Origin of the sequence: Pseudomonas sp. B33.4, from assembly GCF_034555375.1 — a bacterium.
Classification (GTDB): domain Bacteria; phylum Pseudomonadota; class Gammaproteobacteria; order Pseudomonadales; family Pseudomonadaceae; genus Aquipseudomonas.
Genome location: NZ_CP140706.1, coordinates 389,772 through 416,477, shown reverse-complemented (window position 1 = coordinate 416,477; position 26,706 = coordinate 389,772). Strand labels below are relative to the sequence as shown.

The following is a 26,706-nucleotide window of genomic DNA, read 5'->3' as shown; positions in this document are numbered from 1 at the left end:
AGAGGAACAGCAACATGGGCATTTTTGACTGGAAACACTGGATCGTCATTCTGGTTGTTGTGGTGCTGGTGTTTGGCACCAAGAAACTGAAAAACCTCGGCACCGACGTTGGCGAGTCGATCAAGGGCTTCCGCAAAGCCATGAACGACGATGAAAAACCGGCCGCTGATCCAACCGTGACGCCTGCACAGCCAGTGCCACCGGTGCAGCCGCAAGCCACCGCTCAGGCCAACCCGCCGCACACCATCGACGTGCAGGCGCAGAAAGTCGAAGAGCCGATCCGCAAAGACGTGTGAGCACTGACTAATGTTTGGTATCAGCTTCTCTGAACTGCTGCTTGTCGGCCTCGTGGCCCTGCTGGTGCTGGGCCCCGAGCGTTTGCCGGGGGCTGCACGCACCGCTGGCCTGTGGGTCGGGCGGCTGAAGCGCAGCTTCAACGCGATCAAACAGGAAGTTGAACGTGAAATAGGTGCCGACGAGATCCGTCGGCAACTGCACAACGAGCACATTCTGTCGCTGGAACAAGAGGCGCGGAAGATTTTCACGCCGGTTCAGCAGGAGCCGACGCCGGTTGAGCATGTAGGTCAGCAGACGATTCATGCGCCGACTACGGCCGTTGCTCCTACTGTTGCAACAGCAACAGCAACAGCAACAGCGCCTACTGCCGTTGAAGCGCCGACAGAACCCGCGCCTGCTGCCACAGAAACCTCGGTTGAACACGTATCTCCAACCGCCGCGCCGATCACACCAGCGCCTCATGACCCAACATTACCGCCGCGAGCCCCATGAGCGATCTCCCCGAAAACGACCAGCACATGCCGCTGGTTTCGCACCTCACCGAGTTGCGCACCCGCCTGCTGCGTTGTGTCGCGGCGATCTTCATCATCTTCGCCGGGCTGTTCGCGTTCACCCAGCAGATCTACACCTTCGTCTCGACACCGCTGCGCCAGTACCTGCCGGTCGGCGCGACGATGATCGCCACCGACGTGTCGTCGCCGTTCCTGACGCCGCTGAAGCTGACGATGATGGTCTCGCTATTCCTCGCGATCCCGGTGATTCTGCATCAGATCTGGGGCTTTATCGCGCCGGGCCTGTACAAGCATGAGAAACGCATCGCGGTGCCGTTGCTGGTGTCGAGCATTCTGCTGTTCTATACCGGCATGGCGTTCGCCTATTACTTCGTGTTCCCGCTGATCTTCAAATTCTTCGCCGCAGCCACTCCGGCTGGCGTGGAAATGATGACCGACATCGCCAGTTACCTCGATTTCGTCATGACGCTGTTCTTCGCTTTCGGCGTGGCGTTCGAGATCCCGGTAGCCGTGGTGCTGCTGGTGTGGATCGGCGTGGTCGACGTGGCCTACCTGAAGAAGATCCGCCCGTACGTGATCATCGGCTGCTTTGTGGTCGGCATGATCCTGACGCCGCCGGACATTTTCTCGCAGACCCTGCTGGCCGTGCCGATGTGGATGCTGTTTGAAATCGGCATCCTGTTCGGTGGTTTGATCAGCAAGCGCGAACGCCCGGACGAGAACCCGGCCGACGACCACAACGACCAGCCGCCAGCGACCCAGGCATGAACCTGCTGTTGCTCGAAGAGGCCGACTTCATTGCGGCCGACCGCGTAGTGCTGCGTGATCGACGCCTGACCCATATGCAGGAAGTTCACCGTTCGGAAGTCGGTGACAGCCTGCGCGTCGGCCGCATCAACGGGCTGATGGGTTCGGCTGAATTGCTGCGTCTGGAAGCGGGTGAAGCCGAATTGCGCATCACCCTCGATCAGCCACCACCGGCCAAACTGCCGCTGACCCTGGTACTGGCGCTGCCCCGCCCGAAAATGCTCCGCCGGGTGTTTCAGACCGTGGCGACCATGGGCGTGGCGAAGGTGATTCTGGTCAACAGCTACCGGGTCGAGAAGAGTTTCTGGCAGACGCCGTTTCTTGAGCCTGAGGCGATTCGTGAGCAACTGATCCTCGGCCTCGAACAGGCCCGCGACACCGTGTTGCCGGAAATCATCATCGAGAAACGCTTCAAGCCTTTCGTTGAGGATCGGCTGCCAGCGATTACCGACGGCACCCTCGGTCTGGTCGGCCATCCCGGCAACTTCCCACCGTGCCCGCGCGCGCTCAGCGAACCGGTGACGCTGGCCATCGGTCCTGAAGGCGGCTGGATTCCCTACGAAATCGATCTGCTGGCCAAGTCCGGCCTGCAACCGGTGCAACTCGGCGAGCGCATCCTGCGCGTCGAAACCGCCGTCACCGCCCTGCTCGCCCGGCTCTTCTGATTCTGCGCACCGGATAAATGGTGTTACAGATTGCCATCATTCGGCCGATACCCTCTCCATAAGTCCAATTAGTGGTCCGAAGGGAGTGGTCGCATGTACCGTTGGTTAGCCGAGAGTCTTGGAAACGTCAGCGTCAAACGCAAGCTGGGCATCGGTTTCGGCTTGGTGCTGTTGCTGACACTGTTGATCACCTTCACCGGCTGGACCGGCATGAGCGGCATCATCAGCCGCGGTGACAAACTCGGCTTTATCTCCAGCCTCAACGAGCTGACCAAGGACCTGCGCCTGGCGCGTCTGGACTACGAAGCGCGCCGTGGCGAGCAAGGCCCGGGCGTGGTCAACGACCTGCTCGGCAAACTCGACAGCGGCCTGCAAACCGCACGCAGCCTGATTGAACAGCCGGCCGATGCGGCGATGGTCGATCAACAACTGGCCGCCGTTGCCGAATACAAACGCGCCTTTGCCGACATGACCCAAGCCACCGTGCAGCGCGAAGACGCCCGCAGCAAGCTTGGCGCCAGTGCCGACAACGCCGTGGCGAAAGTCGCGGAAGTGGAAAAATCCATGCTGGCGGGTGACAGCGTTGCGCAATTCAACAGCGTGATCGAGCTGAGCAAACTGCTGCAGCAAGCACGCTACCAAGTGCGCGGCTACACCTACAGCGGCAAGGCTGAGGCCGAGCAACCGGCGCTCGACGCCATCGACAACGCCCTGAAAAACCTCGACAGCCTGCCGGCCAAACTGCCGGAACAGCACATCGCCAACCTGCAACAGGCGACTGACTCGATCAAAGCCTATCGCGCAGCGGTCGCTCAGTTCCGCGATTCGCAGGTCAACAACGCCAAGGCCGCCGCGCGCATGTCGACGCAGGGCGACACCCTCATCGACGTCAGCAAGAAACTCACTGAATCGCAAACCGTGGTGCGCGACACCGATGCCGCGCATGCCAAGAACATGCTGATCATCGCCACCTTACTGGCTGTGGCGTTCGGTCTGCTGGCCGCTTGGGCGATCACTCGCCAGATCATCATCCCGCTGAACCAGACCCTGAAAGTTGCCGAACGCGTGGCCGCTGGCGACCTGACCCACAACCTGGTGTCCCTGCGCCGCGATGAACTTGGCCAACTGCAACGCTCGATGCAGAGCATGACCCAAGGCCTGCGTGAACTGGTCGGCGGGATCAGCGATGGCGTCACCCAAATCGCCAGCGCCGCTGAAGAACTGTCGGCGGTGACCGAGCAGACCAGCGCCGGGGTCAACAATCAGAAAATCGAGACCGATCAGGTCGCCACCGCCATGAACGAAATGGCCGCCACCGTGCAGGAAGTTGCGCGCAACGCCGAGGAAGCGTCTGAAGCCGCCGTCGCCGCCGACCAGCAAGCGCGCGAAGGCGACAAAGTCGTCGGCGAAGCGATCGCGCAGATCGAGCGTCTGGCCGTTGAAGTTGGTCACTCCACCGAAGCCATGGGCGAGCTCAAGCGCGAGAGCGACAAGATCGGCAGCGTCCTCGACGTGATCAAATCCGTGGCCCAGCAAACCAACCTGCTGGCCCTCAACGCCGCCATCGAGGCCGCGCGTGCCGGTGAAGCCGGCCGCGGTTTCGCCGTGGTAGCCGATGAAGTGCGCAGCCTCGCGCAACGCACGCAGAAGTCCACCGAAGAGATCGAAGAGCTGATCGTCGGCCTGCAGAACGGCACCCAGCAAGTGGCAACGATCATGGACAACAGCCGCACCCTCACCGACAGCAGCGTTGAGCTGACCCGTCGTGCCGGTGGTTCGCTGGAAAGCATCACCCGCACCGTTTCGGCAATTCAGGCGATGAACCAGCAGATTGCCGCAGCGGCCGAGCAGCAGAGCGCGGTGGCTGAAGAGATCAACCGTAGCGTGCTGAATGTGCGGGACGTGTCGGATCAGACCTCGGCGGCGAGTGAAGAGACGGCGGCGTCCAGCGTCGAGCTGGCGCGACTGGGGACGCATCTGCAGATGCTGGTGGGTCGCTTCAAGGTTTGAGGTGATTCATCCACCTCGGTTCACTGTGAACCGAGGTGATGCTATCGCGAGCAGGCTCACTCCTACAGGTTTTGCGGTGTTCACACCTTTTGTGCAACAACACAAAACCACTGTAGGAGTGAGCCTGCTCGCGATTAGCGCCCCCCAAGGCCGCCGCTTTTAGAGGACCTGACGCAAGAAGGCCTGCGCACGCGGATCCTTCGGCGCATCAAAGAACTCTGCCGGCGCAGCATCTTCCAGCAGTTTGCCGTGATCGAAAAACAACACCCGATCCGCCACTTCCCGGGCGAAACCCATCTCGTGGGTCACGCAAACCATGGTCATGCCTTCCACGGCCAGGTTCTTCATCACGTCCAGCACTTCGCCGACCATTTCCGGGTCGAGCGCCGACGTCGGCTCATCGAACAACATCACCTTTGGCTCCATCGCCAGCGCCCGGGCAATCGCCACGCGCTGTTGCTGACCGCCCGACAGGCGTGAGGGAAACTCGTTGGCCTTCTGTGCAATGCCGACCTTTTTCAGCAATTCCATCGCCTTGGCTTCGCGCTCTTTCTTGCCGCGCTTGCGCACGACTTTTTGCGCCAGACAGAGGTTTTCCAGCACGGTCATGTGCGGGAACAGGTTGAAATGCTGGAAGACCATGCCGACTTCGCGGCGGTAGGCGTTGACGTCGGTTTTCGGGTCCGCCAGTTGTAGGCCGTCGATGCTCACCGAGCCGGAGTCGAACTCTTCCAGACCATTGAGGCAGCGCAGGAAGGTCGACTTGCCGGAACCGGACGGGCCGATGACCACCAGCACTTCGCCCTTGGCCACCGTGGTGCTGACGTTATCCACCGCGCGCACCACTTGCCCACGGGTGTCGAAGACTTTTACCAGATCGCGGACTTCAATCACTTTGCGCGAGCCTCCGCTCAAGCCGGCTGGCGATTTTCGACAGCGGCAGGTTGATCAACAGGTACAGGCCGGCGACGCAGAACAGAATCTCGAACGGCGAAAACGAGGTGGTGATGACCTCACGGCCGCTTTTCAGCAGCTCGGTGATGGCGATCACCGACACCAGCGAGGTGTCCTTGACCAGACTGATGAACTGCCCAGCCAAGGGTGGCAGCACGCGTTTCAGCGCCTGCGGCAACACCACGTGACGCATCGACTGACCAGCACTCAGCCCGAGCGAACGCGCCGCTTCGTTCTGGCCACGGGCAATCGATTGCACGCCGGAACGGATGATCTCAGCCACGTAGGCGCCAGTGAACAGCGACAGCGCGGCGATCCCGGCGAATTCGCGGGACAGGTTCATCACCGTGCCGATGAAGAAGTAGAAAATGAAGATCTGCACCAGCAGCGGCGTGCCGCGTACCAGTTCGACATAGATCGTCGAGAGGTCGCGCAGGGTCGGGTTGTTCGACAGACGGCACAGGCCGGTGACCAGACCGATCAACAGACCCAGTACACCCGAAACCACCGACAGCCAAAGCGTCGTCCACAGCCCCCACAACAGCGGCCCTGCCGCCCAATGCCGGGTCACGCCCACGACGTCGCCTTCAGCCACATCGTCGCCCTGAGCGAATTGCAGGCTGTTCTCGTCGACGGTCAGGTGCTGCTCGTCACCGGCGTCATTGCGCAGGGTGACGACAGCGCTACCGGCCTTACGCACCAGCTCAGTGACGGTAGAGATGTCGGTGGCACGCTGGGTTTCTTCCGCCTGATAGGCGAAGTACTGCGGCACGCGGTTCCAGCGCCATTCGTAGGACATCAGCGACGTCGCGTAATACAACGCGCCGGCCAGGCCGACCAGCACCAGCACGGTGAGGACGTGCCAGGGCCATTGGGCTTTTTTCTGTTTCATTGCAGGTTCCGGATTTTGTGTTGCTCTGGAGGGCCTCTCCGCGAGCAGGCTCGCTCCCACAGTGTTTTAGGTGAGCACAAATTTTGTGTTCGGCGCTAAACCTGTGGGAGCGGGCTTGCCCGCGATTGAAGCGACGCGGTCTGGCAGACCGGCGTTATTCCATGTCCTTGAGCCACTCGGTGCTCTTGAACCACTTGTCATGGATGCGATCGTAGGTGCCGTCTTCGTGGATCTGGTGCAGGAAGTTGTTGATGAAGTTGAGGCTGTCGTAGTCACCCTTCTTCAGACCAAACGCCAAAGGCTCGTAGGTGAACGGCTTGTCGAGGAACACCAGTTTGCCGGCACCGACCTTGGTCACCGCAACCACGTTGTAAGGGGCGTCATAGATGAAGGCATCAGCCTTGCCGTTGACCACGTCGAGCACGGCTTCCTGCTCGTTGTCGTAGCCGTGGTACTTGGCTTTGGAGATCAGCTTCTTGGCGACCATCTCACCGGTGGTGCCGAGCTTGGAGGTGATGCGGTAGTCGGCGGTGTTCAGGTCTTTGTACGACTTGATGGTGCCTTCCAGCTCCTTGCGGATCAGCAGGGTCTGGCCGACCACGATGAACGGTTCACTGAAGTTCAGGCGCAGATTGCGTTCCTGAGTCAGGGTCATGCCGCTGCCGATCATGTCGAACTTGTCGGTCATCAGCGCCGGGATGATGCCGTCGTACCCGGTCGAAACCAGTTCCAGTTTGACGCCCATAGCCTTGGACATGGCTTTGAGGATGTCGACTTCAAAGCCGATGATTTCGCCGCGCTTGTTGGTCATTTCGAACGGCATGTAGGTCGGATCCATACCGACTTTCAGCGTGCCGCGCTTGACCGCGTCATCGATTGCGCCGGCCTGCGCCGCATTGACTGCAACCAGTGCCGTGACGCCGACCAGCAGCATCGACAGATACTTCTTCATCTTCAAGTCCCCAAAACCATTGCGTGTGCGGCGCGAAAACCAACAGAGGCAGGCAAAAAAGCCCGGGTGCGCCAATTCGGGAACGGATGCTAACGCACTCGTTTTTTTGCACAAGGTTTAATGGACGATTTGTTTAACAATCAAGGGCTCCCCCCTCACCCCAGCCCTCTCCCCCAAGGGGGCGAGGGGGAAAGGGAGCAGATCGGGGAATGTTCAAAACTTGAGTTCGACTCGATATCTCAGGTCGGCGTATCTCGAACATCCAACGCGGTCAGTCCCCTCTCCCTTTGGGAGAGGGCTAGGGTGAGGGGCTTTACAGCAGGCAAAAAAAAAACCCCGCAACATCGCGGGGTTTCTTCATCAGGCCGGTTGCGCCTGCAGACTCACCGGTCGCAACGGCAGCAAAGGCGCATGCGGATCGGCTTTCACCGAAGCCCGCCAGGCATCCAGCCACTCGGCATGACCTTCGGCCCAGACCTGCTCATGCAAACGCGCCAAAGCCACAGGATCGCTCAGCAGTTGCAGACGATCATGGTTGTTCAGCCCGGCCGGGCCCACCTTGATCGCGTGACGCACACGTTCCTGACGCAGCCATTCAATCGGCTCGGCCTGACCGTGACGCGAAGTCGCCAGCGAGCACGCCAAAGCGTTCTGCTGAGGATCGACCACCGCACGGACGAAACCGTCGTTGAGGGCGTGGTAACGATTTTCGTGGGTGTACTGATCAGTCGCCAGCAGCGCCTGTGGCGGATTGTATTCCTCAGGGATGAGGAACAGGCTCTCGTCACGGGATTTCAGGCCCAGACCGACACGGCTGGAGATCACCGACACCGGAATCGACAGCATCAGCGAACCGACGATTGGCACCAGCCACCAGAGGAAGCTCGGGTTCAGCCAGATCACCAGCAGCGCCCAGCAGAAACCCAGCAGGGTCTGCGGGCCGTGGCGTTTGACCGCTTCGCTCCACGGTGTCGAGTCGTCGTCACGTTGCGGCGAATTCCAAGTCGCGGCCCAGCCAAGGAATGCGGCCAGCACGAAACGGGTGTGGAAAATCATCCGCACCGGCGCCAGCAGCATGGAGAACAGCATCTCCAGCAGCATCGACAAGGTCACCTTGAACTTGCCGCCGAACTCTTTCGCGCCCTTGGCCCAGATCAGGATGATGCTCAACAGTTTCGGCAGGAACAGCAGCACGATGGTCGTCGAGAACAGCGCGATCGCTTTGTCCGGGTGCCATTGTGGCCACAGCGGATAGAGCTGACGCGGTTCGAGGAAGTACTGCGGCTCCATCAGCGTATTCACCGCCAGCAGCGCGGTCGACAACACCAGAAAGAAGAACCACAACGGCGCCGACAGGTACGACATCACGCCGGTCAGGAACACCGCACGGTGCACCGGGTGCATGCCTTTAACCAGGAACAGACGGAAGTTCATCAGGTTGCCGTGGCACCAGCGACGGTCACGCTTGAGTTCGTCGAGCAGGTTCGGCGGCAGTTCTTCGTAGCTGCCCGGCAAGTCGTAGGCGATCCACACGCCCCAACCGGCACGGCGCATCAGCGCGGCTTCAACGAAGTCGTGAGACAGGATCGCACCGGAGAACGCGCCTTTGCCCGGCAACGGCGCCAGGGCGCAGTGGTCGATAAACGGCTTCATGCGGATGATCGCGTTGTGACCCCAGTAGTGGGATTCACCCAACTGCCAGAAGTGCAGACCGGCCGTAAACAGCGGGCCGTACACGCGGGTCGCAAACTGCTGCATGCGCGCATACAGGGTGTCCATGCCCGATGCACGCGGCGCGGTCTGGATGATGCCGGCATCCGGCGTGGCTTCCATCAAGCGCACCAGACTGGTCAGGCACTCACCGCTCATTACCGAGTCGGCGTCGAGCACGACCATGTACTTGTAGTCACCGCCCCAGCGACGGCAGAAGTCGTCGAGGTTGCCGCTCTTGCGTTTCACGCGACGACGACGGCGGCGATAGAAGATCTTGCCGAAGCCTTTGGCTTCACGGCAGACGTCCAGCCAGGCCTGTTGCTCGGCCACACAGATGTCGGTGTCGTTACTGTCGCTGAGGACGAAGAAGTCGAAGCGATCCAGATCACCGGTGGCAGCCACCGATTCGAACGTAGCACGCAGACCGGCGAACACACGCGGTACGTCTTCGTTGCAGATCGGCATTACCAGCGCGGTACGCGCGTCTTTGGCAATCGGCTCGTTGCCGGCGCTTTTGCCGGAGATACGGTATTTATCGTGACCGGTGAGCAACTCGAGGAAGCCCATCAGTGCGGTCCAGAAACCGGCCGAGACCCAGCAGAACAGAATCCCGAACAGAATCAGGATGCTGGTTTGCAGCGCGTACGGCAGCACTTGCGTGGCGGTTTGCAGCAGCGGCTGATGCAGAACTTCATCCAGATCGACGAACGACCAGCCCTGGTACGGCATGATGCCTTTCATGTACCAGCCGGCAACGATGGTCTGGCCGAGCATCAGCAGCAACAGAATGTAGCGACGGATCGAACCGACGGTGCGCCAGCGCGCGGCCGGCAGGACGTTTTCGTCCTTGGGCGGCTGCGGCGGGTTGGTGCGACCGGTCATGCGGCGCCAGCCACGCACCAGAATATTGGTGCGCCACGGCTCCGGTACGACTTTGGTCCGGCGGATCGGCGGCGTCGCCTTCATGCTGACGCGACCGCTGGCGTCGAGCACCAGCATTTCCGCGTCTTCAAGTTCTTCGGCGGTGCTCAGGATCAGGCGCTTGCCCACCGACGCCTGGGCGGCTTCGGCAGGAGCGTCGAATGTCGAAGACGACAGGCGTTCATGCAACTCGCTGAACGACTGGCAGCCCGCGAGCTCCGCGCGCTGCTCGTCGGTCATCGGCAGATGCGCCAGATACTCGGAGAGAGTTTCTGGCTGTACTTGAGAGTTACTCATCGGCAGGCAACTGATAGCTCCAGGTCTCGGTCAGGACTTCTTCAGTCGGCGCCGATTCCGGTGTGGCTGGGGCCGCGTCCGCAGCGGCTGGCTGCTTGGCGTCTTTATTAGCCTTGTCCTTGGCATCTGCGGCTGGCTTGGCGTCGGCCTGTTTGGCCTCGGCTGCCTTGGCTTCCTTGTCGATTTTCTCTTGCTGCTTGGCGGCAACCTTGTCGGCCTTGGCGACGGACGAGTTGGACGCTGGCACCGATTTCGCCAGATCAGCAGTCACGACTGGCTGAACCAGTGCGGCACGCATCTCGGTCGACTTGCTCGCGTCCTTGATTTTCATCCGCAGGGTCAAGCGCCAGCCCTTGGTTTCCGGGTTGTAGCGCACGCTGTTCTCAACCAGTTCGGCGTTGTCGCCGACACTGACCTGACTGCGCACGTCAGCATCCGGAGTCAGTGCAGCCAGCGATGGACCTTCGAAGTCGACCAGGTAGGCAACGCTGCCATCCGGCTGACGAATCAGGTTCGACTGTTTCACGTCACCGGTCGAACGCAGAGTCTGCGATACCCAGGCGCTGTCCGGCGCGTGAATCGCCGCTTCGTCCATGGTCCAGTGCATGCGGTAAGCGAAGTCCAGTGGCTGGCCCGGCTCCGGCATTTTTTCCGGGCTCCAGAACGCAACGATGTTGTCGTTGGTTTCGTCGGCGGTCGGAATTTCTACCAGATCTACGGTGCCTTTGCCCCACTCGCCCTTCGGCTCGATCCAGGCGCTTGGGCGCTTGTCGTAGCGGTCGTCGAGGTCTTCGTAGTGGCTGAAGTCGCGGCCACGTTGCAGCAGACCGAAACCACGCGGGTTCTCGACGCTGAAGTTGCTTACGGCCAGGTGTTTCGGATTGTTCAGTGGGCGCCAGATCCACTCGCCGTTGCCGGCATGGATCGACAGACCGCTGGAGTCGTGCAGTTCACGACGGTAGTTGAGGACTTTCGACGGCTGGTTGGCGCCGAACAGGAACATGCTGGTCAGCGGCGCGATGCCCAGTTTGCCGACCTTGTCACGCAGGAACATCTGCGCTTTGACGTCGACAATGGTGTCGCTGCCCGGACGCAGGATCAGACGGTAGGCACCGGTGGCGCGCGGCGAATCCAGCAGCGCGAAGATCACCAGATGCTTGTCGCCCGGCTTCGGCTGTTGAATCCAGAACTCGCGGAAACGCGGGAATTCTTCGCCCGACGGCAGCGCGGTATCAATCGCCAGACCACGCGCCGAGAGGCCGTAGGTGTGGCCCTTGCCGACAACGCGGAAGTAACTCGCGCCGAGCATGGTCATGATTTCGTCTTGCTTGTCGGCCTTGTTGATCGGGTAAAGCACACGGAAACCGGCATATCCCAGTTGTTCGGTGGCTTTCGGATCGAATTTCAGATCGCCGAAATCGAAGCGGGTCGGATCATATTTGATCTCTTCGACGGTGTTCGCCGTGATTTCGTTGATTTTCACCGGTGTATCGAAGTGCATACCCTGGTGATAGAAAGACAGTTTGAACGGGGTCTTCTGATCAGCCCACTCAGCCTTTTCGGTGAGGAAGCGGATTTTCTGATAGTCCGCGAATTTCATGTCGCGGAATTCGTTCGGCAGGTTGCTGCGCGGGGCTTCGAATTTCTGCCCGGCCAGCTCTTTGGCCTTGGCCGATACATCGTCAAGATTGAACGCCCAAAGCTGACCGGCGCTGAGCAGGCACAGGAGCGCCGAACCCGCTACCAGGGCACTTCGCATGCGTTTGGCAGACATTTTTGCTGCATTACAGGGACTAACAATCACGAGCAACCCTCGCCGAAAACAGATCAAAAAACCAACGGCTAGCTATCTATATGCCAGGTTGGCGAGCATTGTTCCGACTCCGCTGGGGCAAAATGATTCCCCAATCGGATCCAGACAAGTCTCTACCTAAGTCAAAAATGAACCAGCGAACGCTGATCCCAGTGCGCGCGATTATCTAGTAGCCCGCATGACAACGCATCAGGGGTAACAAAGTATTTATCGCGAAAACACCTTAAAAACAGTCGAAATTTCCTAAAAAGGGTGTTTCAAGCGCTTTCAGGTCTGTAACAAAAAGGTAACCGGGCCATCGTTGACCAAATGCACCTGCATATCGGCGCCGAATCTACCTGATGCCACAGTGCCATGCACCTGTTTCGCACTGCTTAATAGATAGTCGAACAATTCCTCGCCCAACGCGGGAGGCGCTGCCGTCGAAAAGCTCGGGCGCAACCCGCTTTTGGTGTCGGCAGCCAGGGTGAACTGAGAGACCAGCAGCAACCCACCGCCAACGTCGGCGAGGGACAAGTTCATCTTGCCCTCCGCATCGCTGAATACCCGATAGTTAAGCAGCTTATGCAGAAGTTTGTCGGCGCTGGTACGCGTGTCGTCGGGTTCGACCGCCACCAGCACCAACAAACCGTGATCTACCGCGCCGACGACTTCGCCTGCCACTTCAACCCGCGCACCGCGTACACGCTGTAAAAGCCCCTTCATGCTTCTTCGGGCGGCAGATCGAGCAGGCGCCGGGCCATGTTGCTCGCTGCGCGTACCAGTGCATCGGTGATGCCCGGTTCGGAAGCAGCATGGCCAGCATCGCGAATCACCTGCAGTTCGCTGTTCGGCCAGGCTTGATGCAATTCCCAGGCATTGTCGAGCGGGCAGATCACGTCGTAGCGACCGTGAATGATCACGCCCGGCAGATGGGCAATCTTGCCCATGTCACGAATCAGCTGGTTCGGCTCAAGGAAAGCGTTGTTGGTGAAGTAATGGCATTCGATCCGCGCGATCGACAGTGCGCGCTGTGGCTCGGAGAAACGATCGACCACCAGCGGGTTCGGCCGCAGGGTCGCGGTGCGCCCTTCCCAGGTCGACCAGGCTTTGGCCGCGTGCATCTGGGCGATCTGGTCGTTGCCGGTCAGACGTTTGTGGAAAGCGCTGAGCAAGTCATCGCGCTCGTCCAGCGGGATCGGTGCGATGTAGTCCTGCCAGTAATCCGGGAACAGACGGCTGGCACCGGCCTGATAGAACCACTCGATTTCCTGTGGGCGGCAGAGAAAGATCCCGCGCAGGATCAGACCGTGAACACGTTCAGGGTGGGTTTGCGCGTACGCCAGCGCCAGGGTTGAGCCCCACGAACCGCCGAACAGCACCCATTTGTCGATGCCCAGGTGTTTGCGGATCCGCTCAAGGTCGGCAACCAGATCCCAAGTGGTGTTGTTCTCGAGGCTGGCGTGCGGGGTGGAGCGGCCGCAGCCACGCTGATCGAAGGTGACAATGCGGTACAGGTTCGGATCGAAATAGCGACGGCTCTGCGCATCGCAACCGGCGCCAGGCCCGCCGTGGATGAACACAACCGGCAAACCCTCGGGTGAACCGCTCTCGTCGACGTACAGCGTATGGGTGTCATCGACAGCCAGATCGTGGCGGGCGTGAGGTTTGATCTGCGGAAACAAAGTCTGCATTGCGCGCTCCGTAAGGGGTCGAGGTCATCCCTGGGGGGACTTCTATTATTCTGCCGTTGGGCATCATAAACCCGATTTACGTCAATGAGCATGCTCGCTCGCTGTCACCGTTTGTCAGCCATAAACTTCAAAGGGTGTACACCATCCTCTGGGAGCGAGCCTGCTTGCGAAAGCGGAGTGCCATTGAACGAAGATGCTGGCTGACTGGACGCCTTCGCGAGCAGGCTCGCTCCCACAGGAGTTATGCGCTGTAGTGAGACTTTGCCCACGCCAGATAGCCTTGCAGCAACTCCTTGAGCACCACCCGCGTTGGCTCGGCCAGATCGGCGCGATAGCGGAACGGTTCGAACTCTTCCATGTACGTGCACTGGCCCAGTTCCAGTTGCACCGCGTGGATGTTCTGCGCCGGGTCGCCGTAATGGCGGGTGATATGACCGCCCTTGAAGCGCCCGTTGAGGACATGGCTGTAATCGCCATGGCGTGCACAGATCGCTTCCAGTTGTGCAGCCAACAGCGGATCGCAACTGGCGCCATTGAAGGTGCCGAGGTTGAAGTCCGGCAGTTTGCCGTCGAACAGGTGCGGGATGATCGAGCGGATCGAGTGTGCGTCGAACAGCAGCGCGTAACCGAACTCTGCTTTCAGTCGCGCCAGCTCTTCCTGCAGCGTGCGGTGATACGGGGTCCAGATCTGCTCCAGATAGGTTGCGCGCTCTTCTTTCGATGGCTCGTGCCCTTCGCGGAACAACGCAATGCCATCGAACAACGTCGCCGGGTACAGCCCGGTGGTCGCCCCGACGTACAGCGGCTTGTCGTCGGACGGACGATTCAGATCGATGACGAACCGCGAGTACTCAGCCGCCAACGTACTCGCACCTAGTTCTTCGGCAAAATCGTAAAGCTGCGGAATATGCCAGTCGGTGTCCGGCAGGCTTTTCGCGGCCGGGATCAACCCGGCTTCCACCGCAGGCGTCAACCGCACCCCGGCGTGCGGCATGCTGATCAGTAGCGGCACGCGACCTTGCTTGAAGTTCAGAACCTTATCCACAACCGCTCTCCTACAGATTTGATTCGACGCCGTGACGCACGACGCGTTTGTCCAGATCGCCACCCAGCCAATAAGCCAGATCCGCCGGACGATCGATGTGCCAGGCGACGAAATCCGCGACCTTGCCGACCTCCAGCGAACCGTGGGTGTCGGCCATGCCCAGCGCTTGTGCAGCGTGAATGGTCGCACCGGCCAGGGCTTCTTCCGGGGTCATGCGGAAGCAGGTGCAGGCCATGTTCAACATCAGGCGCAACGACAGCGCCGGCGAGGTGCCGGGGTTGAGGTCGCTCGCGATGGCGATTTTCACCTTGTGCTTGCGCAGGGCGTCCATCGGCGGCAGCTGGGTTTCGCGCAGGAAGTAGAACGCGCCCGGCAGCAGCACCGCGACGGTGTCGGCTTCGGCCATGGCGATGGCGTCGGCTTCGTCCATGAACTCCAGGTGATCGGCGGACAACGCTTTATAGCGCGCGGCAAGACTGGAGCCGTGCAGCGACGACAGTTGTTCGGCGTGCAATTTCACCGGCAGACCGAGTTTTTGCGCGGCGATAAACACCCGCTCGACCTGTTCCGGGGAGAACGCCAGGTATTCGCAGAATGCATCCACGGCATCGACCAGATCTTCGGCAGCCAGCGCCGGCAGCATCTCGCTGCAGATCAGCTCGATGTAGTCGTCGGCACGATCCTTGTATTCCGGCGGCAACGCATGGGCGGCCAGACAGGTGCTGCGCACGCTGATCGGCAACTCTTTTTGCAGACGACGGATGACTCGGAGGATTTTGCGTTCGTTGGCCAGATCGAGGCCGTAGCCGGATTTCATTTCGACCGTGGTCACGCCATCGCGCATCAGGCTTTTCAGGCGTTTCGCGGCGCTGGCGAACAGCTCGTCTTCAGTGGCTTCGCGCGTCGCGCGCACGGTGCTGGCGATGCCGCCGCCGGAGGCTGCGATTTCGGCATAGCTAACGCCTTGCAGACGTTTTTCGAATTCGCCGCTGCGGTTGCCACCGAACACCGTGTGAGTGTGGCAGTCGATCAGGCCTGGGGTGACCCAAGCGCCTTGCAGATCATTGACCGCCGGGTATTCGCCAGATGGCAGTTGATTACGCGGGCCGACCCACTCGATGAGCGCACCGGACGTCACGATGGCCGCATCTTCGATGATCGAGTAGACGCCCTGCGCCATGGTTGCGACGTGGCAGTGTTGCCAGAGGGTTTTCACTGTTGGCCTCCGTTGGGGTTGATTTGGTGGGTAGCCTGGAAAAGCCCCTCACCCTAGCCCTCTCCCGGAGGGAGAGGGGACTGACCGTGTTGTTCTGTCGAGGTACATCGACCTGAAAATCCTGAGCCGAACTCAGGCTTTGAAAACCATGAAGATCGGCTCCCTTCCCTCTGTCACTCCCGGGAGAAGAAGGACTGACCGGGTTGTTCTGTCGAGGTACATCGACCTGAAAATCCTGAGCCGAACTCAGGCTTTGAAAACCATGAAGATCGGCTCCCTTCCCTCTGTCACTCCCGGGAGAAGAAGGACTGACGGGGTTGTTCTGTCGAGGTACACCGACCTGAAAATTTTGAGCCGAACTCAGGCTCTGAAAAACTTGAAGATCGGCTCCCTTCCCCCTCTCCCCCTTGGGGGAGAGGGCTGGGGTGAGGGGGATTGATGTCAGTAACAACAAAGCTCTCCCTGAAAAAACACTTACAAACTAGGCAAAAGCTTCGCCGGAACCAGCTCAGTCAGACAGCGCGAAGCCAACAGCTCGGTCGCCGCATTGATGTCCGGCGCAAAGAAGCGGTCCTTTTCATAAAACGGCACTTCCTTACGCAGAATCGCCCGCGCCTGCTCCAGCTTCGCCGAGGTCTTCAGGCCGTTACGCAGATCCAGCCCCTGCACCGCCGCGAGCCATTCCACCGCGAGTATCCCGCGGGTGTTTTCAGCCATTTCCCACAGACGCTTGCCCGCCGCAGGTGCCATGGAAACGTGGTCTTCCTGGTTAGCCGAAGTAGGCAGACTGTCCACCGAATGCGGATGCGACAACGCCTTGTTCTCGCTGGCCAGCGCCGCTGCTGTCACCTGAGCGATCATGAAACCGGAATTCACGCCGCCATTGGCAACGAGGAACGGCGGCAGCTGCGACATGTGCTTGTCCATCATCAGCGAGATGCGGCGTTCGCTCAGCGAGCCGATCTCGGCGATGGCCAGGGCCATGTTGTCAGCAGCCATGGCCACCGGTTCGGCGTGGAAGTTGCCGCCGGAAATCACGTCGCCTTCAGCGGCAAACACCAACGGGTTATCGGAAACGGCGTTGGCTTCAACGGCCAGCACTTCAGCCGCCTGACGGAACTGGGTCAGGCAAGCACCCATGACTTGCGGCTGGCAACGCAGCGAGTACGGATCCTGCACCTTCTCGCAGTTCTGGTGCGAGTCGGAGACTTCGCTGCGCTCACCCAGCAGATCGCGGTAAGCGGCGGCAGCATCGATCTGACCTTTCTGGCCACGCGCCGCGTGAATGCGTGCGTCGAACGGTGAACGCGAGCCCAATACGGCTTCGACGGTAAGGCCGCCGAGCGCCAATGCGCCAGCGAACAGGTCTTCACCCTCAAACAAACCACGCAGGGCAAACGCAGTGGAAACCTGAGTGCCGTTGAGCAGCGCCAGACCTTCTTTAGCCGCTAAAGTCAGCGGCGTCAGACCAGCGACTTTCAGCGCTTCAACCGCTTCCATCCACTCGCCCTTGTAGCGCGCCTTGCCCTCACCCAGCAGCACCAGCGACATGTGCGCCAACGGTGCCAGATCGCCGGAAGCACCCACCGAACCTTTCAAAGGAATGTGCGGATAAACCTCGGCATTGATCAGCGCAATGAGCGCATCAATCACCACGCGACGGATACCGGAAAAACCACGGCTGAGGCTGTTGACCTTAAGCACCATCACCAGACGCACCAGCTCATCGCTGATCGGCACGCCAACACCGGCGGCGTGGGACAACACCAGCGAACGCTGCAGGTTCTCGAGGTCTTCGCTGGCGATGCGCGTAGAGGCCAGCAGGCCGAAACCGGTGTTGATGCCGTAGGCAGTGCGGTTCTCGGCGAGGATCTGCTCGACGCAGGCGACGCTGGCTTCGATCTGCGCCGATGCGCTGTTGTCGAGGCTCAGCTTGACCGGGTTCTGGTAGACGTCACGCAGTTGGGCCAGGCTCAGTTGGCCGGGAATCAGGTTCAGCGCAGTCATTTTGTGCTCCTTTTGAGAGTTTGTTATTAACTCGCCAGACGCTCCGGAGATGTCCGTTGTCCGTCGCGTCTCGCCTTTTGGGGAGTCGCGCCTTGGCACGCTGGCGTGGGTATTTTTCAGTGCAAATTCGGTAAAGCGTTGTGCAGCAGATTCGGCGCTTTCAAAACGCTCGCAGCGGCAGCGATATCCGGCGCCAGCCAGCGATCCTGATCGTAGGCCGGGACTTTTTCGCGCAGCAGTCGCCAAGCGATATCGGTGCCCGCGCCGAAACGTTGTTCCTTGAGGAATTCAAACGCCTGCGCCGCCAGCAGGTATTCGATGGCGAGGATCTGCGTGCAGTTTTCCAGGGCGCGATGCAGCTTCAGCGCGGCGCTGGTGCCCATGCTCAGATGATCTTCCTGCAAGCCGGAAGTAATGTAGTTATCGAGCACCGCCGGTTGCGCCAATTGGCGGTTTTCCGCGCACAGCGACGCGGCGACGTATTGGACGATCATCATCCCGGAGTTCACCCCCGGATTGGCCACCAGAAACGCCGGCAAACCACTGACGTGCGGGTTGACCAGACGATCGAGGCGACGCTCGGCGATCGAGCCGATTTCGGCCATGGCAATCGCCAGCAAATCGGCCGCCATCGCCACCGATTGGCCGTGCGGATTGGCTTGCGACATCACCCGAAAACTGTCCGGCGTGCCCAGCAGCAACGGATTGTCGGTGCAGCCGTTGAGTTCGGCTTCGACCTGCTTGATCGCGTGGTCGAGTTGATCACGCGCGGCACCGTGCACCTGCGGAATCGAACGAATGCTCAAAGCGTCCTGAGTGCGAATGCCTTTGCTCGACGCGATCACTTCGCTGCCATCGAGCAACGCGCGCAGATTGACGCCGACCTGCTGCATCCCTGGGTGTGGTTTCAACGCGATGATTTCAGCGTCGAATGCATCGATCTGGCCGCGCTGGGCTTCGAAACTCATCGCGCCGATGACATCGGCCCACTGCACCAGCCGCGTGGCATCGGCAATCGCCAGACAACTGAGGCCGGTCATGCACGGCGTGCCGTTGACCAGGCACAAACCGTCTTTTGCGCCGAGTTGCACGGGTTGCAGGCCTTCTTCGGCCAGCGCCTGTTGCGCCGAGGTGATCTGCCCGCGATAGCTGACATTGCCGACGCCGAGCAACGCGATGCCGATGTGCGCCATGTGGGTCAGGTAACCGACCGAGCCTTGCGACGGAACCTGCGGAGTGATGCCGCGATTGAGCAGCGCCAGCAGCGCTTCGACGACCCGCCGGTGAATGCCGGATTTGCCGTGGCTGTAGTTGTGGATCGCCGCGCAGATGATCGCGCGTGTTTGCTCGTCGGCGAGCACCGGGCCGACGCCGCAAGCGTGACTGAGCAAGGTGTTGCGCGAGAGTTGGCTGAGTTGTTCGTCTTTGAGCGAGACGTTGGACAAACCGCCCAGGCCGGTGTTCACGCCATAGGCGCGCTCGCCGCTTGCGACGATGCGCTGGACGATGCCTTGGGCGTTTTCGATGCGCGCCCAGGTGTCGCTGGACAGCTCAAGTTGAGCGCCGTGACGGGCGACGGCAACCACGTCCTGCCAACGCAGAGGGGCGCCGGTGATAACGATTTTTTCAGCCTGGGACATCTAAAACCTCAACCGTAATATTGATGCAGCTTTACCGGCCTCATCGCTGGCAAGCCAGCTCCCACAGGATCTCCTGTGTTCACACAATCTCTGTAGGAACTGGGCCTGCCAGCTCTCATTGTTCACACAACCCCTGTGGGAGCTGGCTTGCCAGCGATAGGGCCAGTCAGTGCACTGCATAATTCAGATCAAACCACCGCCGCACGCCGCTGCACGAACCGGTCAACGTACTCATCCGCCGGCGAATGCAAGATCTCTCTCGGCGTGCCGACCTGTATCAACTTCCCGTCCTTGAGAATCGCAATGCGATTGCCGATACGCACCGCCTCGTCGAGGTCGTGAGTGATGAAGACGATGGTCTTGTGCAAAGTCTTTTGCAGCTCCAGCAACTGATCCTGCATCTCCGCACGAATCAGCGGGTCCAGCGCACTGAACGCCTCATCCATGAGGATGATGTCGGTATCCGCCGCCAAGGCCCGAGCCAGGCCGACACGCTGGCGCATGCCGCCGGAGAGCTGGTGCGGGTATTTGTTTTCGTAGCCTTTGAGGCCCACGGTGTTGATCCAGTGCAGCGCGCGTTCCGAGCACATCTGCTTGCTCTCGCCACGCACTTTCAGGCCGTAGGCGACGTTGTCGAGTACGGTTTTGTGCGGCAGCAGGCCGAAGCTCTGGAACACCATGCTGATCTTGTGTCGGCGAAATTCGCGCAGGGCGTCCATGTCGTATTGCAGGATGTCGACGCCATCGACGAGGATCGCCCCGCTGGTGGGATCGATCAGCCGATTGAAGTGGCGCACCAAGGTCGATTTTCCCGAGCCGGACAGACCCATGATCACGAAGATCTCACCAGTGCCGATGCTCAGCGACAGGTCATTAACGCCGACCACACAACCGGTCTCGCTCAGCACCTGATCCTTGGTCTTGCCCTGACCGACCATGGCCAGTGCATCCTTGGCGCGGTTGCCGAAAATCTTGAAGACGTTTTTGACTTCGATCTTGCTCACGGTTGCATTGTTCATTTGCTCACCTCATGCCGTGGCCGACCGTACGCCTGAGTAATGCGGTCGATGACCACGGCGAGAATCACGATCGCCAGACCGGCTTCGAGGCCGCGCCCGACGTTGAGTGTCTGAATCCCCACCAGCACATCTTCACCAAGCCCCCGGGCACCGATCATCGAGGCGATCACCACCATCGACAGGGCCATCATGGTGGTCTGGTTGATCCCGGCCATGATGCTCGGCAGGGCCAGCGGCAGTTGCACGCCGAACAGTTGCTGCCAGCGGTTGGCACCGAAAGCGTTGATCGCTTCCATCACCTCGCCGTCGACCTGGCGAATGCCCAGATCGGTCAGGCGAATCAGCGGCGGCGCGGCATAGATAACGGTGGCGAAAATCGCCGGCACCTTGCCCAGACCGAACAGCATCAGCACCGGGATCAGGTACACGAAACTTGGCATGGTTTGCATGATGTCGAGCAGCGGCATCAGCACCGAACGCAGGCGATTGCTGCGTGCAGAGAGAATCCCCAGCGGGATGCCGATCAGCACCGAAATGATCGTCGCGACCATCATCAGCGCCAGGGTCTGCATGAGTTTGTCCCACAGGCCAACAGCACCCACCAGGAACAACAGACCGACGATGACCGCTGTGGTCACCACTTTGCGTGTTGCATGCCAGGCAACCACACCGACGATCGCCAGCATCAGCCACCACGGCGCCGCTCGCAGCAGGCCTTCAAGGTTGACGATGGCCCACAGCAGCGTGTCGGAGATGTGGCGGAACACATCACCGTAGTTGGTGACCAGCGAATCGACCCAACCGTTGACCCAGTCGGCGATGGAAAAGGTAAAGCTCTCGGGAAACATAAGCGGCTCTCAATCAGAAATCTCAATCAAGCGATTACGGCATATCTCCCGGCCAGCCTCACGGTTGACCGGGAGGTATCGACCTACAGCGCCGCGTCGATTTTCTTGGCAGCGTCTTCACTGACCCACGCATGCCAGACCTCAGGATGTTCCTTGAGGAAGATTTTCGCCAGTTTTGGCGACTCGATACGTTCCTTGGCCATGCGGCCCAGGTTCTGGTTCAGCAGATCGATCGGCAGGTTGACCTTTTCCAGCACGGCGACCAGTTCCGGGGCTTCGTCGTGGAAGGTTTTCGACAGGCCGACCTTGATGCTCACAGACTTGTCGACGCCCGGTTTTTCTTCGAGTTTGACCAGATCCACCTGGCCCATCAGCGGGGTTGGCGACCAGTAGTAGAACAGGATCGGCTCGCCACGCTTGTAGCTCGACAGCACCGCCGCATCCAGCGCCGGGCCGGTGCCCGGGCGGAAGTTGGTGTAGCTGCTTTCGAGGCCGTAGCTTTTCAGCATTTCGCTGTTGTCGAGTTCGCAGGTCCAGCCGGCCGGGCAGTTGTAGAAACGGCCCTTGGATGGCTCTTCGGCGTCCTTGAACACCGCTGCGTATTTGCCCAGATCAGCGATGTTTTTCAGATCCGGGGCTTTGGCTTCCAGCTTGCGCTTAGCGTCGCCTTCGATCACGTAACGCGGCACGTACCAACCTTCCACCGCGCCGACAACCGGAGCGCCAACGCCGACGACCTTGCCGGCCTTCTCGGCCTTGTTCCAGACCTCGCTGCGGCCGACCCATTCTTCGGCGAACACTTGAATATCGTTGCTGCTCAGGGCGTTTTCCATGGTGATGGAGTTGCCCGGCAAACTGTCGGTCTTGCAGTCGTAACCTTTCTCCAGCACCACTTGCAGGACGTCGGTCAGCAGCATGCCGCTTTCCCAGTTCAGGCCGGCAAATTTCACCGGCTTGCCCGATTCGCACCAGCCGGCGGCTTGGGTCGCACCGGCACTGGCCAGCAGGCCCATGGACAGCAATGTGGTCAGCAGGGTCTTGTTCGATTTCATTGTTGTGACGCTCCTAATCATGAATTGGCTTACGGCAGTCAAGAGGCATCCAGCCCTGTCCACGTCCAAATCAGGCCTGCGCCGCAGCGCGACCGGCCCCGCTTGTTTTAGGTTGTACAACGCTGTTCTGCTCGACCGGCAGAATCAGTTGATCGGGTACCGCGCTGTGCCATTTTTTCGCGCACACGTAGTAGACGACGGCCGGCAGCACCAGACCGATGATCCAGGAAATGTCCACATCACCGAGGGCGGCCACCAACGGACCGGTGTAGAACTTGGTCGAGATGAACGGCAACTGCACCAGCACACCGAACACATAAACGCTGATGCCGAGCAGGTTCCAGCGACCGTAGCGGCCGTTCGGATTAGCCAGTGCCGGCACGTCGTAGCGCTCACGGGTGATGCAGTAGTAGTCGACCAGGTTGATCGCGCTCCACGGTGTGAAGAAGGCGAGCAGGAACAGGATGAAAGACTTGAACGCACCGAGGAACGAGTGCTGACCGAGCAGCGCGATCAGGGTCGCGGTGCCGACAATCACCAACACGAACACCAGACGCTGCAGGCGCGTAACGGTCAGATGGCCTTTGAAACCGCTGATGATGGTCGCGATGCACATGAAGCTGCCGTAGGAGTTCAGTGTCGAGATGGTCACCTTGCCGAACGCGATGCTGAAGTACAGCAGCGCGGCGGTGGCACCGGTGCCGCCCAGGCCGACGATGTAGGCAACTTCATGGCCGGCGAATTGGCCGTTGGCAGAAGCCGCCGCAAAGACGCCGAGGATCATTGCCACTTGCGCGCCGACCACTGAACCGGCACCGGCGGCGAAGAAGGTTTTCACCGCCGAGGTGTTGCTCGGCAGGTAACGGGAATAGTCAGCCACGTACGGGCCGAAAGCGATCTGCCAGGAGGCCGCGAGCGACACTGCGAGGAGGAAACTGCTCCAGCTGAAGTGACGGATTTGCAGAAGTGCGCCGACGTCGGTCTGGCTCATCAGGCGCCAGAACAGGAACACGAAGGCAATCACGCCAATCACGCTGGCGACACGGCCGATCCAGTGGATCACCCGATAACCGAGCACCGTGACCAGCACAATGACGCTGGCGAAAATCAGGATGCCGACGCTGTCGCTGACGCCAAACAACTGGCCCAGCGCCTGGCCGGAAAGCACGGTGCCCGTCGCGGTGAAACCCAGGTACATCAGGCACACCAGCACAATCGGGATCGCCGCACCATAAACGCCAAACTGCACACGGCTGGAGATCATCTGCGGCAGACCGAGCTTCGGCCCTTGCGCCGCGTGCAGCGCCATCACCCCACCACCGAGCAATTGACCGATCAACAGACCGATCAGCGACCAGAACACATCACCACCGAGCACCACGGCCAAAGCCCCGGTGACAATCGCAGTGATTTGCAGGTTGGCACCCATCCACAGGGTGAATTGGCTGAACAGACGACCGTGTCTTTCCGCTTCCGGGATGTAGTCGATCGAACGCCTTTCGATCAACGGTTTGTTGCCTGCACGATCGGTGTTGACAGCCATGATTCAACCTCTGTGGATTGTTAGATTCTCTGTAGGAGCTGCCGCAGGCTGCGATCTTTTGATCTTGAAAAACCAACATCAAAAGATCGCAGCCTGCGGCAGCTCCTACAGGGGTTTTGCATTTATTTGCCGGTAATCATCGGCAGGTTCAGCCCCTGTTCCTTGGCGCAGTCGATGGCGATCTGGTAACCGGCATCGGCGTGGCGCATAACGCCGGTAGCCGGGTCGTTGTGCAGCACGCGCGCAATACGCTCGGCCGCTTCGTCAGTACCGTCGCAGACAATCACCATGCCCGAGTGCTGCGAGAAGCCCATGCCGACGCCGCCGCCGTGGTGCAGGGAAACCCAGGTCGCGCCGCTCGCGGTATTCAGCAGAGCGTTGAGCAGTGGCCAGTCGGACACGGCGTCGGAACCGTCCTGCATCGATTCGGTTTCACGGTTGGGGCTGGCGACCGAGCCAGAGTCGAGGTGGTCGCGACCGATGACGATCGGCGCCGACAGCTCACCGCTGCGCACCATCTCGTTGAACGCCAGACCGAGCTTGGCGCGCAGGCCCAGGCCGACCCAGCAGATACGTGCTGGCAGACCCTGGAAGCTGATGCGCTCGCGGGCCATGTCCAGCCAGTTGTGCAGGTGCGCGTCGTCCGGAATGAGTTCTTTGACCTTGGCGTCGGTTTTGTAGATGTCTTGCGGATCACCCGACAGTGCAGCCCAACGGAACGGGCCGATGCCACGGCAGAACAGCGGACGGATGTAAGCCGGTACGAAACCGGGGAAATCGAAGGCATTTTCGACGCCTTCTTCTTGCGCCATCTGACGGATGTTGTTGCCGTAGTCGAAGGTCGGAATGCCTTGCTTCTGAAATTCCAGCATGGCTTTGACGTGCACGGCCATCGACTGCTTGGCGGCTTTGATTACGGCGGCCGGCTCGGTCTTGGCGCGGGCGCGGTATTCGTCCCAGGTCCAGCCGGCTGGCAGGTAGCCGTTGAGCGGGTCGTGGGCGCTGGTCTGGTCGGTGACCATGTCCGGGCGTACGCCACGCTTGACCAGTTCCGGGAGGATTTCTGCGGCGTTGCCCAGCAGCGCGATGGAGATCGCCTTGCCTTCTTTGGTGTATTTGTCGATGCGTGCCAGCGCGTCGTCGAGGTCTGTGGCTTGCTCATCGACGTAACGGCTTTTCAGGCGGAAATCGATGCTGACTTGTTGGCATTCGATGTTCAGCGAGCATGCGCCAGCCAGGGTTGCAGCCAGAGGTTGTGCGCCGCCCATGCCACCGAGACCTGCGGTCAGGACCCACTTGCCGGTGAGGTTGTCGTTGTAGTGCTGGCGACCGGCTTCGACGAAGGTTTCGTAGGTGCCTTGAACGATGCCCTGGCTGCCGATGTAGATCCAGCTGCCGGCGGTCATCTGGCCGTACATGGCCAGGCCTTTGGCGTCGAGTTCGTTGAAGTGTTCCCAGCTCGCCCAGTGCGGGACGAGATTGGAGTTGGCGATCAGTACGCGCGGGGCGTTGCTGTGAGTCTTGAACACGCCGACCGGCTTGCCGGATTGCACCAGCAAGGTCTCGTCGTCATTCAGGTTGGTCAGGCTTTCGACGATTTTGTCGTAGCACTCCCAGTTACGCGCGGCGCGACCGATACCACCGTAAACCACCAGTTCTTTCGGGTTTTCGGCGACTTCCGGGTCGAGGTTGTTCATCAGCATGCGCAGCGGCGCTTCGGTCAGCCAGCTCTTGGCGGTCAGCTTGTTGCCGCGGGCAGCGCGGATCTCAACGTTGCGAAACTTTGTAGGCTTATTGTCAGTCACGAAAAAGACTCCTCAGCGATCAATTCAAACCAACCCTGGCAGTGGGCAAGCAGCCTGTGCGCTTCGATGCGCGACAAGCGAATCAGTGGACGCTGCGGAGAGTCTCGAGCGACTCATACGCATACGTCTTTACTTGTACATACAAGCATATGCAATCAAGCGGCCAACTTGTTGGAGGGGCGTTCAAGAAAAGTTGCGGACAGGGCTGGAGGGCGCCTGAATCGAGGGTTCGGGGGTGGATGAAATTTTTCGCGGAGAGATTTTGTGCGGTCGGGGTTTGGTTAAATGAGCGTGGCTTTGCGCCACGTTGGGGCGTTCGGTAACAAATTGGTGCGTGGGTTGGGAACACCCAAAAGCAAAAGATCGCAGCCTTCGGCAGCTCCTGCATTGGGATTCATGTAGTCCCTGTAGGAGCTGCCGAAGGCTGCTATCTTTTAAGATTTTTGAATCAGCGCGCAGTCAGCTCGATCACGCAGCATGCGGCATTGGTGGAGACTTCGGCCAGCCCACTGTTACCGTCCAGTTGCAGGCAATCATGTCGCCCCAACTGCGAAACACTGTCACCGATCCGGACTCCCAGCAACTCACTGACACTGAACACCAACACCGTCCCCGCCGAGCTGAAGAAACCCTGTTCACCCTCCAGCCACTGCAACCGCGCGCTGTAATGTTGTGGCGCGTAAATCAGGTTGAAGTCGCGAATTGCGCCGCCGAGCAGCGTGCACGACACCTGGCTTTCGCCGCTGAAGGCAAACGGGTCGAGCGGTAACAATGGTCGAGTGTCGTCGCCATCGACGCACAGTGTCATGCCGTCACCCTGCAACACGGTGATCACCCGCTGGTAACCAGCAAACGTCGAAAAACCGCCCGACTCGGCAATGTCGGCAATCGACAGGCGCCAGCCGAAACCGTCCAGACCGGCGCCTGCATCGCGGGTGATTTCTTCCGTGCTGCCACCGCCGTTTTTCCACGGCATGCGCGGGTAACCTTCGGCGCGTAGAACCTTCACTTCACTCATTTATGCT

General features: G+C 60.2%; 22 protein-coding genes. 5 read left to right on the top strand and 17 right to left on the bottom strand.

All coding sequences use genetic code 11. The features are described from left to right. Positions 1 to 14: 14 nt before the first annotated feature. From U6037_RS01850 to U6037_RS01830, 5 genes are all read left to right on the top strand, one after another. Positions 15 to 296 carry a twin-arginine translocase TatA/TatE family subunit gene (locus U6037_RS01850; protein WP_003220847.1) on the top strand — a complete coding sequence of 94 codons (282 nt, stop codon included), beginning with the start codon at positions 15 to 17 and terminating at the stop codon, positions 294 to 296. A gap of 10 nt (positions 297 to 306) precedes the next feature. Continuing rightward, positions 307 to 789, top strand: a complete 483-nt coding sequence (gene tatB / locus U6037_RS01845; protein ID WP_322845609.1) for a Sec-independent protein translocase protein TatB — start codon at positions 307 to 309, stop codon at positions 787 to 789. Then, positions 786 to 1,577: a twin-arginine translocase subunit TatC gene (gene tatC, locus U6037_RS01840; RefSeq protein ID WP_007909342.1), complete on the top strand. Its 792-nt coding sequence runs from the start codon at positions 786 to 788 to the stop codon at positions 1,575 to 1,577. The genes tatB and tatC overlap by 4 nt, the downstream gene beginning before the upstream one ends. Further along, positions 1,574 to 2,281 (top strand): 16S rRNA (uracil(1498)-N(3))-methyltransferase, encoded by a 708-nt coding sequence (locus U6037_RS01835; protein WP_322845608.1) that lies wholly within the window; start codon positions 1,574 to 1,576, stop codon positions 2,279 to 2,281. The genes tatC and U6037_RS01835 overlap by 4 nt, the downstream gene beginning before the upstream one ends. A gap of 93 nt (positions 2,282 to 2,374) precedes the next feature. Then, a complete protein-coding gene (locus U6037_RS01830) occupies positions 2,375 to 4,291 on the top strand; it encodes a methyl-accepting chemotaxis protein (protein ID WP_322845607.1) in 1,917 nt (638 codons plus the stop codon). A gap of 159 nt (positions 4,292 to 4,450) precedes the next feature. Here U6037_RS01830 and U6037_RS01825 read toward each other — a convergent pair whose 3' ends face one another. The 17 genes from U6037_RS01825 to U6037_RS01745 form a co-directional block, all read right to left on the bottom strand. After that, positions 4,451 to 5,185 carry an amino acid ABC transporter ATP-binding protein gene (locus tag U6037_RS01825; RefSeq protein ID WP_064388890.1) on the bottom strand — a complete coding sequence of 245 codons (735 nt, stop codon included), beginning with the start codon at positions 5,183 to 5,185 and terminating at the stop codon, positions 4,451 to 4,453. Continuing rightward, positions 5,178 to 6,137, bottom strand: coding sequence for an amino acid ABC transporter permease (locus U6037_RS01820; RefSeq protein WP_322845606.1), 960 nt, complete (start codon positions 6,135 to 6,137; stop codon positions 5,178 to 5,180). The genes U6037_RS01825 and U6037_RS01820 overlap by 8 nt, the downstream gene beginning before the upstream one ends. Before the next feature lie 154 nt (positions 6,138 to 6,291). Next, positions 6,292 to 7,089, bottom strand: a complete 798-nt coding sequence (locus U6037_RS01815; protein ID WP_034152980.1) for a transporter substrate-binding domain-containing protein — start codon at positions 7,087 to 7,089, stop codon at positions 6,292 to 6,294. Positions 7,090 to 7,449: 360 nt separating this feature from the next. Further along, positions 7,450 to 10,020: a glucans biosynthesis glucosyltransferase MdoH gene (mdoH, locus tag U6037_RS01810; protein WP_322845605.1), complete on the bottom strand. Its 2,571-nt coding sequence runs from the start codon at positions 10,018 to 10,020 to the stop codon at positions 7,450 to 7,452. Continuing rightward, positions 10,013 to 11,794: a glucan biosynthesis protein G gene (locus U6037_RS01805; protein ID WP_322845604.1), complete on the bottom strand. Its 1,782-nt coding sequence runs from the start codon at positions 11,792 to 11,794 to the stop codon at positions 10,013 to 10,015. Before U6037_RS01805 ends, mdoH begins: the two co-directional genes overlap by 8 nt. Positions 11,795 to 12,100: 306 nt before the next feature. Further along, the gene (dtd, locus tag U6037_RS01800; RefSeq protein ID WP_007909321.1) at positions 12,101 to 12,538 is read right to left on the bottom strand and encodes a D-aminoacyl-tRNA deacylase; all 438 of its coding nucleotides are present in this window, start codon (positions 12,536 to 12,538) and stop codon (positions 12,101 to 12,103) included. Continuing rightward, positions 12,535 to 13,506, bottom strand: coding sequence for a prolyl aminopeptidase (gene pip, locus U6037_RS01795; RefSeq protein WP_064117068.1), 972 nt, complete (start codon positions 13,504 to 13,506; stop codon positions 12,535 to 12,537). Before pip ends, dtd begins: the two co-directional genes overlap by 4 nt. A gap of 241 nt (positions 13,507 to 13,747) precedes the next feature. Further along, complete coding sequence (hutG, locus tag U6037_RS01790) at positions 13,748 to 14,551, bottom strand: N-formylglutamate deformylase (protein ID WP_322845603.1); 804 nt, start codon at positions 14,549 to 14,551, stop codon at positions 13,748 to 13,750. 10 nt (positions 14,552 to 14,561) lie between these two features. Further along, the gene (gene hutI / locus U6037_RS01785) at positions 14,562 to 15,767 is read right to left on the bottom strand and encodes an imidazolonepropionase (protein WP_322845602.1); all 1,206 of its coding nucleotides are present in this window, start codon (positions 15,765 to 15,767) and stop codon (positions 14,562 to 14,564) included. Positions 15,768 to 16,241: 474 nt separating this feature from the next. Beyond that, complete coding sequence (gene hutH, locus U6037_RS01780) at positions 16,242 to 17,774, bottom strand: histidine ammonia-lyase (RefSeq protein WP_322845601.1); 1,533 nt, start codon at positions 17,772 to 17,774, stop codon at positions 16,242 to 16,244. Between the two features lie 116 nt (positions 17,775 to 17,890). Further along, entirely contained in the window at positions 17,891 to 19,414 is a 1,524-nt protein-coding gene (hutH, locus tag U6037_RS01775; RefSeq protein ID WP_322845600.1) for a histidine ammonia-lyase, read from the bottom strand. Between the two features lie 188 nt (positions 19,415 to 19,602). After that, positions 19,603 to 20,433 carry a quaternary amine ABC transporter ATP-binding protein gene (locus U6037_RS01770; RefSeq protein WP_273916599.1) on the bottom strand — a complete coding sequence of 277 codons (831 nt, stop codon included), beginning with the start codon at positions 20,431 to 20,433 and terminating at the stop codon, positions 19,603 to 19,605. Beyond that, entirely contained in the window at positions 20,430 to 21,281 is an 852-nt protein-coding gene (locus U6037_RS01765) for an ABC transporter permease (protein WP_007949591.1), read from the bottom strand. The genes U6037_RS01770 and U6037_RS01765 overlap by 4 nt, the downstream gene beginning before the upstream one ends. 83 nt (positions 21,282 to 21,364) lie before the next feature. Next, positions 21,365 to 22,333 carry an ABC transporter substrate-binding protein gene (locus U6037_RS01760; protein WP_322845599.1) on the bottom strand — a complete coding sequence of 323 codons (969 nt, stop codon included), beginning with the start codon at positions 22,331 to 22,333 and terminating at the stop codon, positions 21,365 to 21,367. A 70-nt stretch (positions 22,334 to 22,403) separates the two neighbouring features. Then, entirely contained in the window at positions 22,404 to 23,876 is a 1,473-nt protein-coding gene (locus U6037_RS01755) for a cytosine permease (protein ID WP_322845598.1), read from the bottom strand. Positions 23,877 to 23,998: 122 nt separating this feature from the next. Beyond that, positions 23,999 to 25,681: a urocanate hydratase gene (hutU, locus tag U6037_RS01750; protein ID WP_322845597.1), complete on the bottom strand. Its 1,683-nt coding sequence runs from the start codon at positions 25,679 to 25,681 to the stop codon at positions 23,999 to 24,001. A gap of 448 nt (positions 25,682 to 26,129) precedes the next feature. After that, complete coding sequence (locus U6037_RS01745; protein ID WP_322845596.1) at positions 26,130 to 26,699, bottom strand: HutD family protein; 570 nt, start codon at positions 26,697 to 26,699, stop codon at positions 26,130 to 26,132. Between the last annotated feature and the right edge of the window lie 7 nt (positions 26,700 to 26,706).

Excerpts from the sequence above, each read along its gene's own strand:
- U6037_RS01850 (WP_003220847.1), top strand. The coding sequence starts at position 15 with ATGGGCATTTTTGACTGGAAACACTGGATCGTCATTCTGGTTGTTGTG.
- tatB (WP_322845609.1), top strand. The coding sequence starts at position 307 with ATGTTTGGTATCAGCTTCTCTGAACTGCTGCTTGTCGGCCTCGTGGCC.
- tatC (WP_007909342.1), top strand. The coding sequence starts at position 786 with ATGAGCGATCTCCCCGAAAACGACCAGCACATGCCGCTGGTTTCGCAC.
- U6037_RS01835 (WP_322845608.1), top strand. The coding sequence starts at position 1,574 with ATGAACCTGCTGTTGCTCGAAGAGGCCGACTTCATTGCGGCCGACCGC.
- U6037_RS01830 (WP_322845607.1), top strand. The coding sequence starts at position 2,375 with ATGTACCGTTGGTTAGCCGAGAGTCTTGGAAACGTCAGCGTCAAACGC.
- U6037_RS01820 (WP_322845606.1), bottom strand. The coding sequence starts at position 6,137 with ATGAAACAGAAAAAAGCCCAATGGCCCTGGCACGTCCTCACCGTGCTG.
- U6037_RS01815 (WP_034152980.1), bottom strand. The coding sequence starts at position 7,089 with ATGAAGAAGTATCTGTCGATGCTGCTGGTCGGCGTCACGGCACTGGTT.
- mdoH (WP_322845605.1), bottom strand. The coding sequence starts at position 10,020 with ATGAGTAACTCTCAAGTACAGCCAGAAACTCTCTCCGAGTATCTGGCG.
- U6037_RS01805 (WP_322845604.1), bottom strand. The coding sequence starts at position 11,794 with ATGTCTGCCAAACGCATGCGAAGTGCCCTGGTAGCGGGTTCGGCGCTC.
- dtd (WP_007909321.1), bottom strand. The coding sequence starts at position 12,538 with ATGAAGGGGCTTTTACAGCGTGTACGCGGTGCGCGGGTTGAAGTGGCA.
- pip (WP_064117068.1), bottom strand. The coding sequence starts at position 13,506 with ATGCAGACTTTGTTTCCGCAGATCAAACCTCACGCCCGCCACGATCTG.
- hutH (WP_322845601.1), bottom strand. The coding sequence starts at position 17,774 with ATGACTGCGCTGAACCTGATTCCCGGCCAACTGAGCCTGGCCCAACTG.
- hutH (WP_322845600.1), bottom strand. The coding sequence starts at position 19,414 with ATGTCCCAGGCTGAAAAAATCGTTATCACCGGCGCCCCTCTGCGTTGG.
- U6037_RS01770 (WP_273916599.1), bottom strand. The coding sequence starts at position 20,433 with ATGAACAATGCAACCGTGAGCAAGATCGAAGTCAAAAACGTCTTCAAG.
- U6037_RS01765 (WP_007949591.1), bottom strand. The coding sequence starts at position 21,281 with ATGTTTCCCGAGAGCTTTACCTTTTCCATCGCCGACTGGGTCAACGGT.
- U6037_RS01760 (WP_322845599.1), bottom strand. The coding sequence starts at position 22,333 with ATGAAATCGAACAAGACCCTGCTGACCACATTGCTGTCCATGGGCCTG.
- U6037_RS01755 (WP_322845598.1), bottom strand. The coding sequence starts at position 23,876 with ATGGCTGTCAACACCGATCGTGCAGGCAACAAACCGTTGATCGAAAGG.
- U6037_RS01745 (WP_322845596.1), bottom strand. The coding sequence starts at position 26,699 with ATGAGTGAAGTGAAGGTTCTACGCGCCGAAGGTTACCCGCGCATGCCG.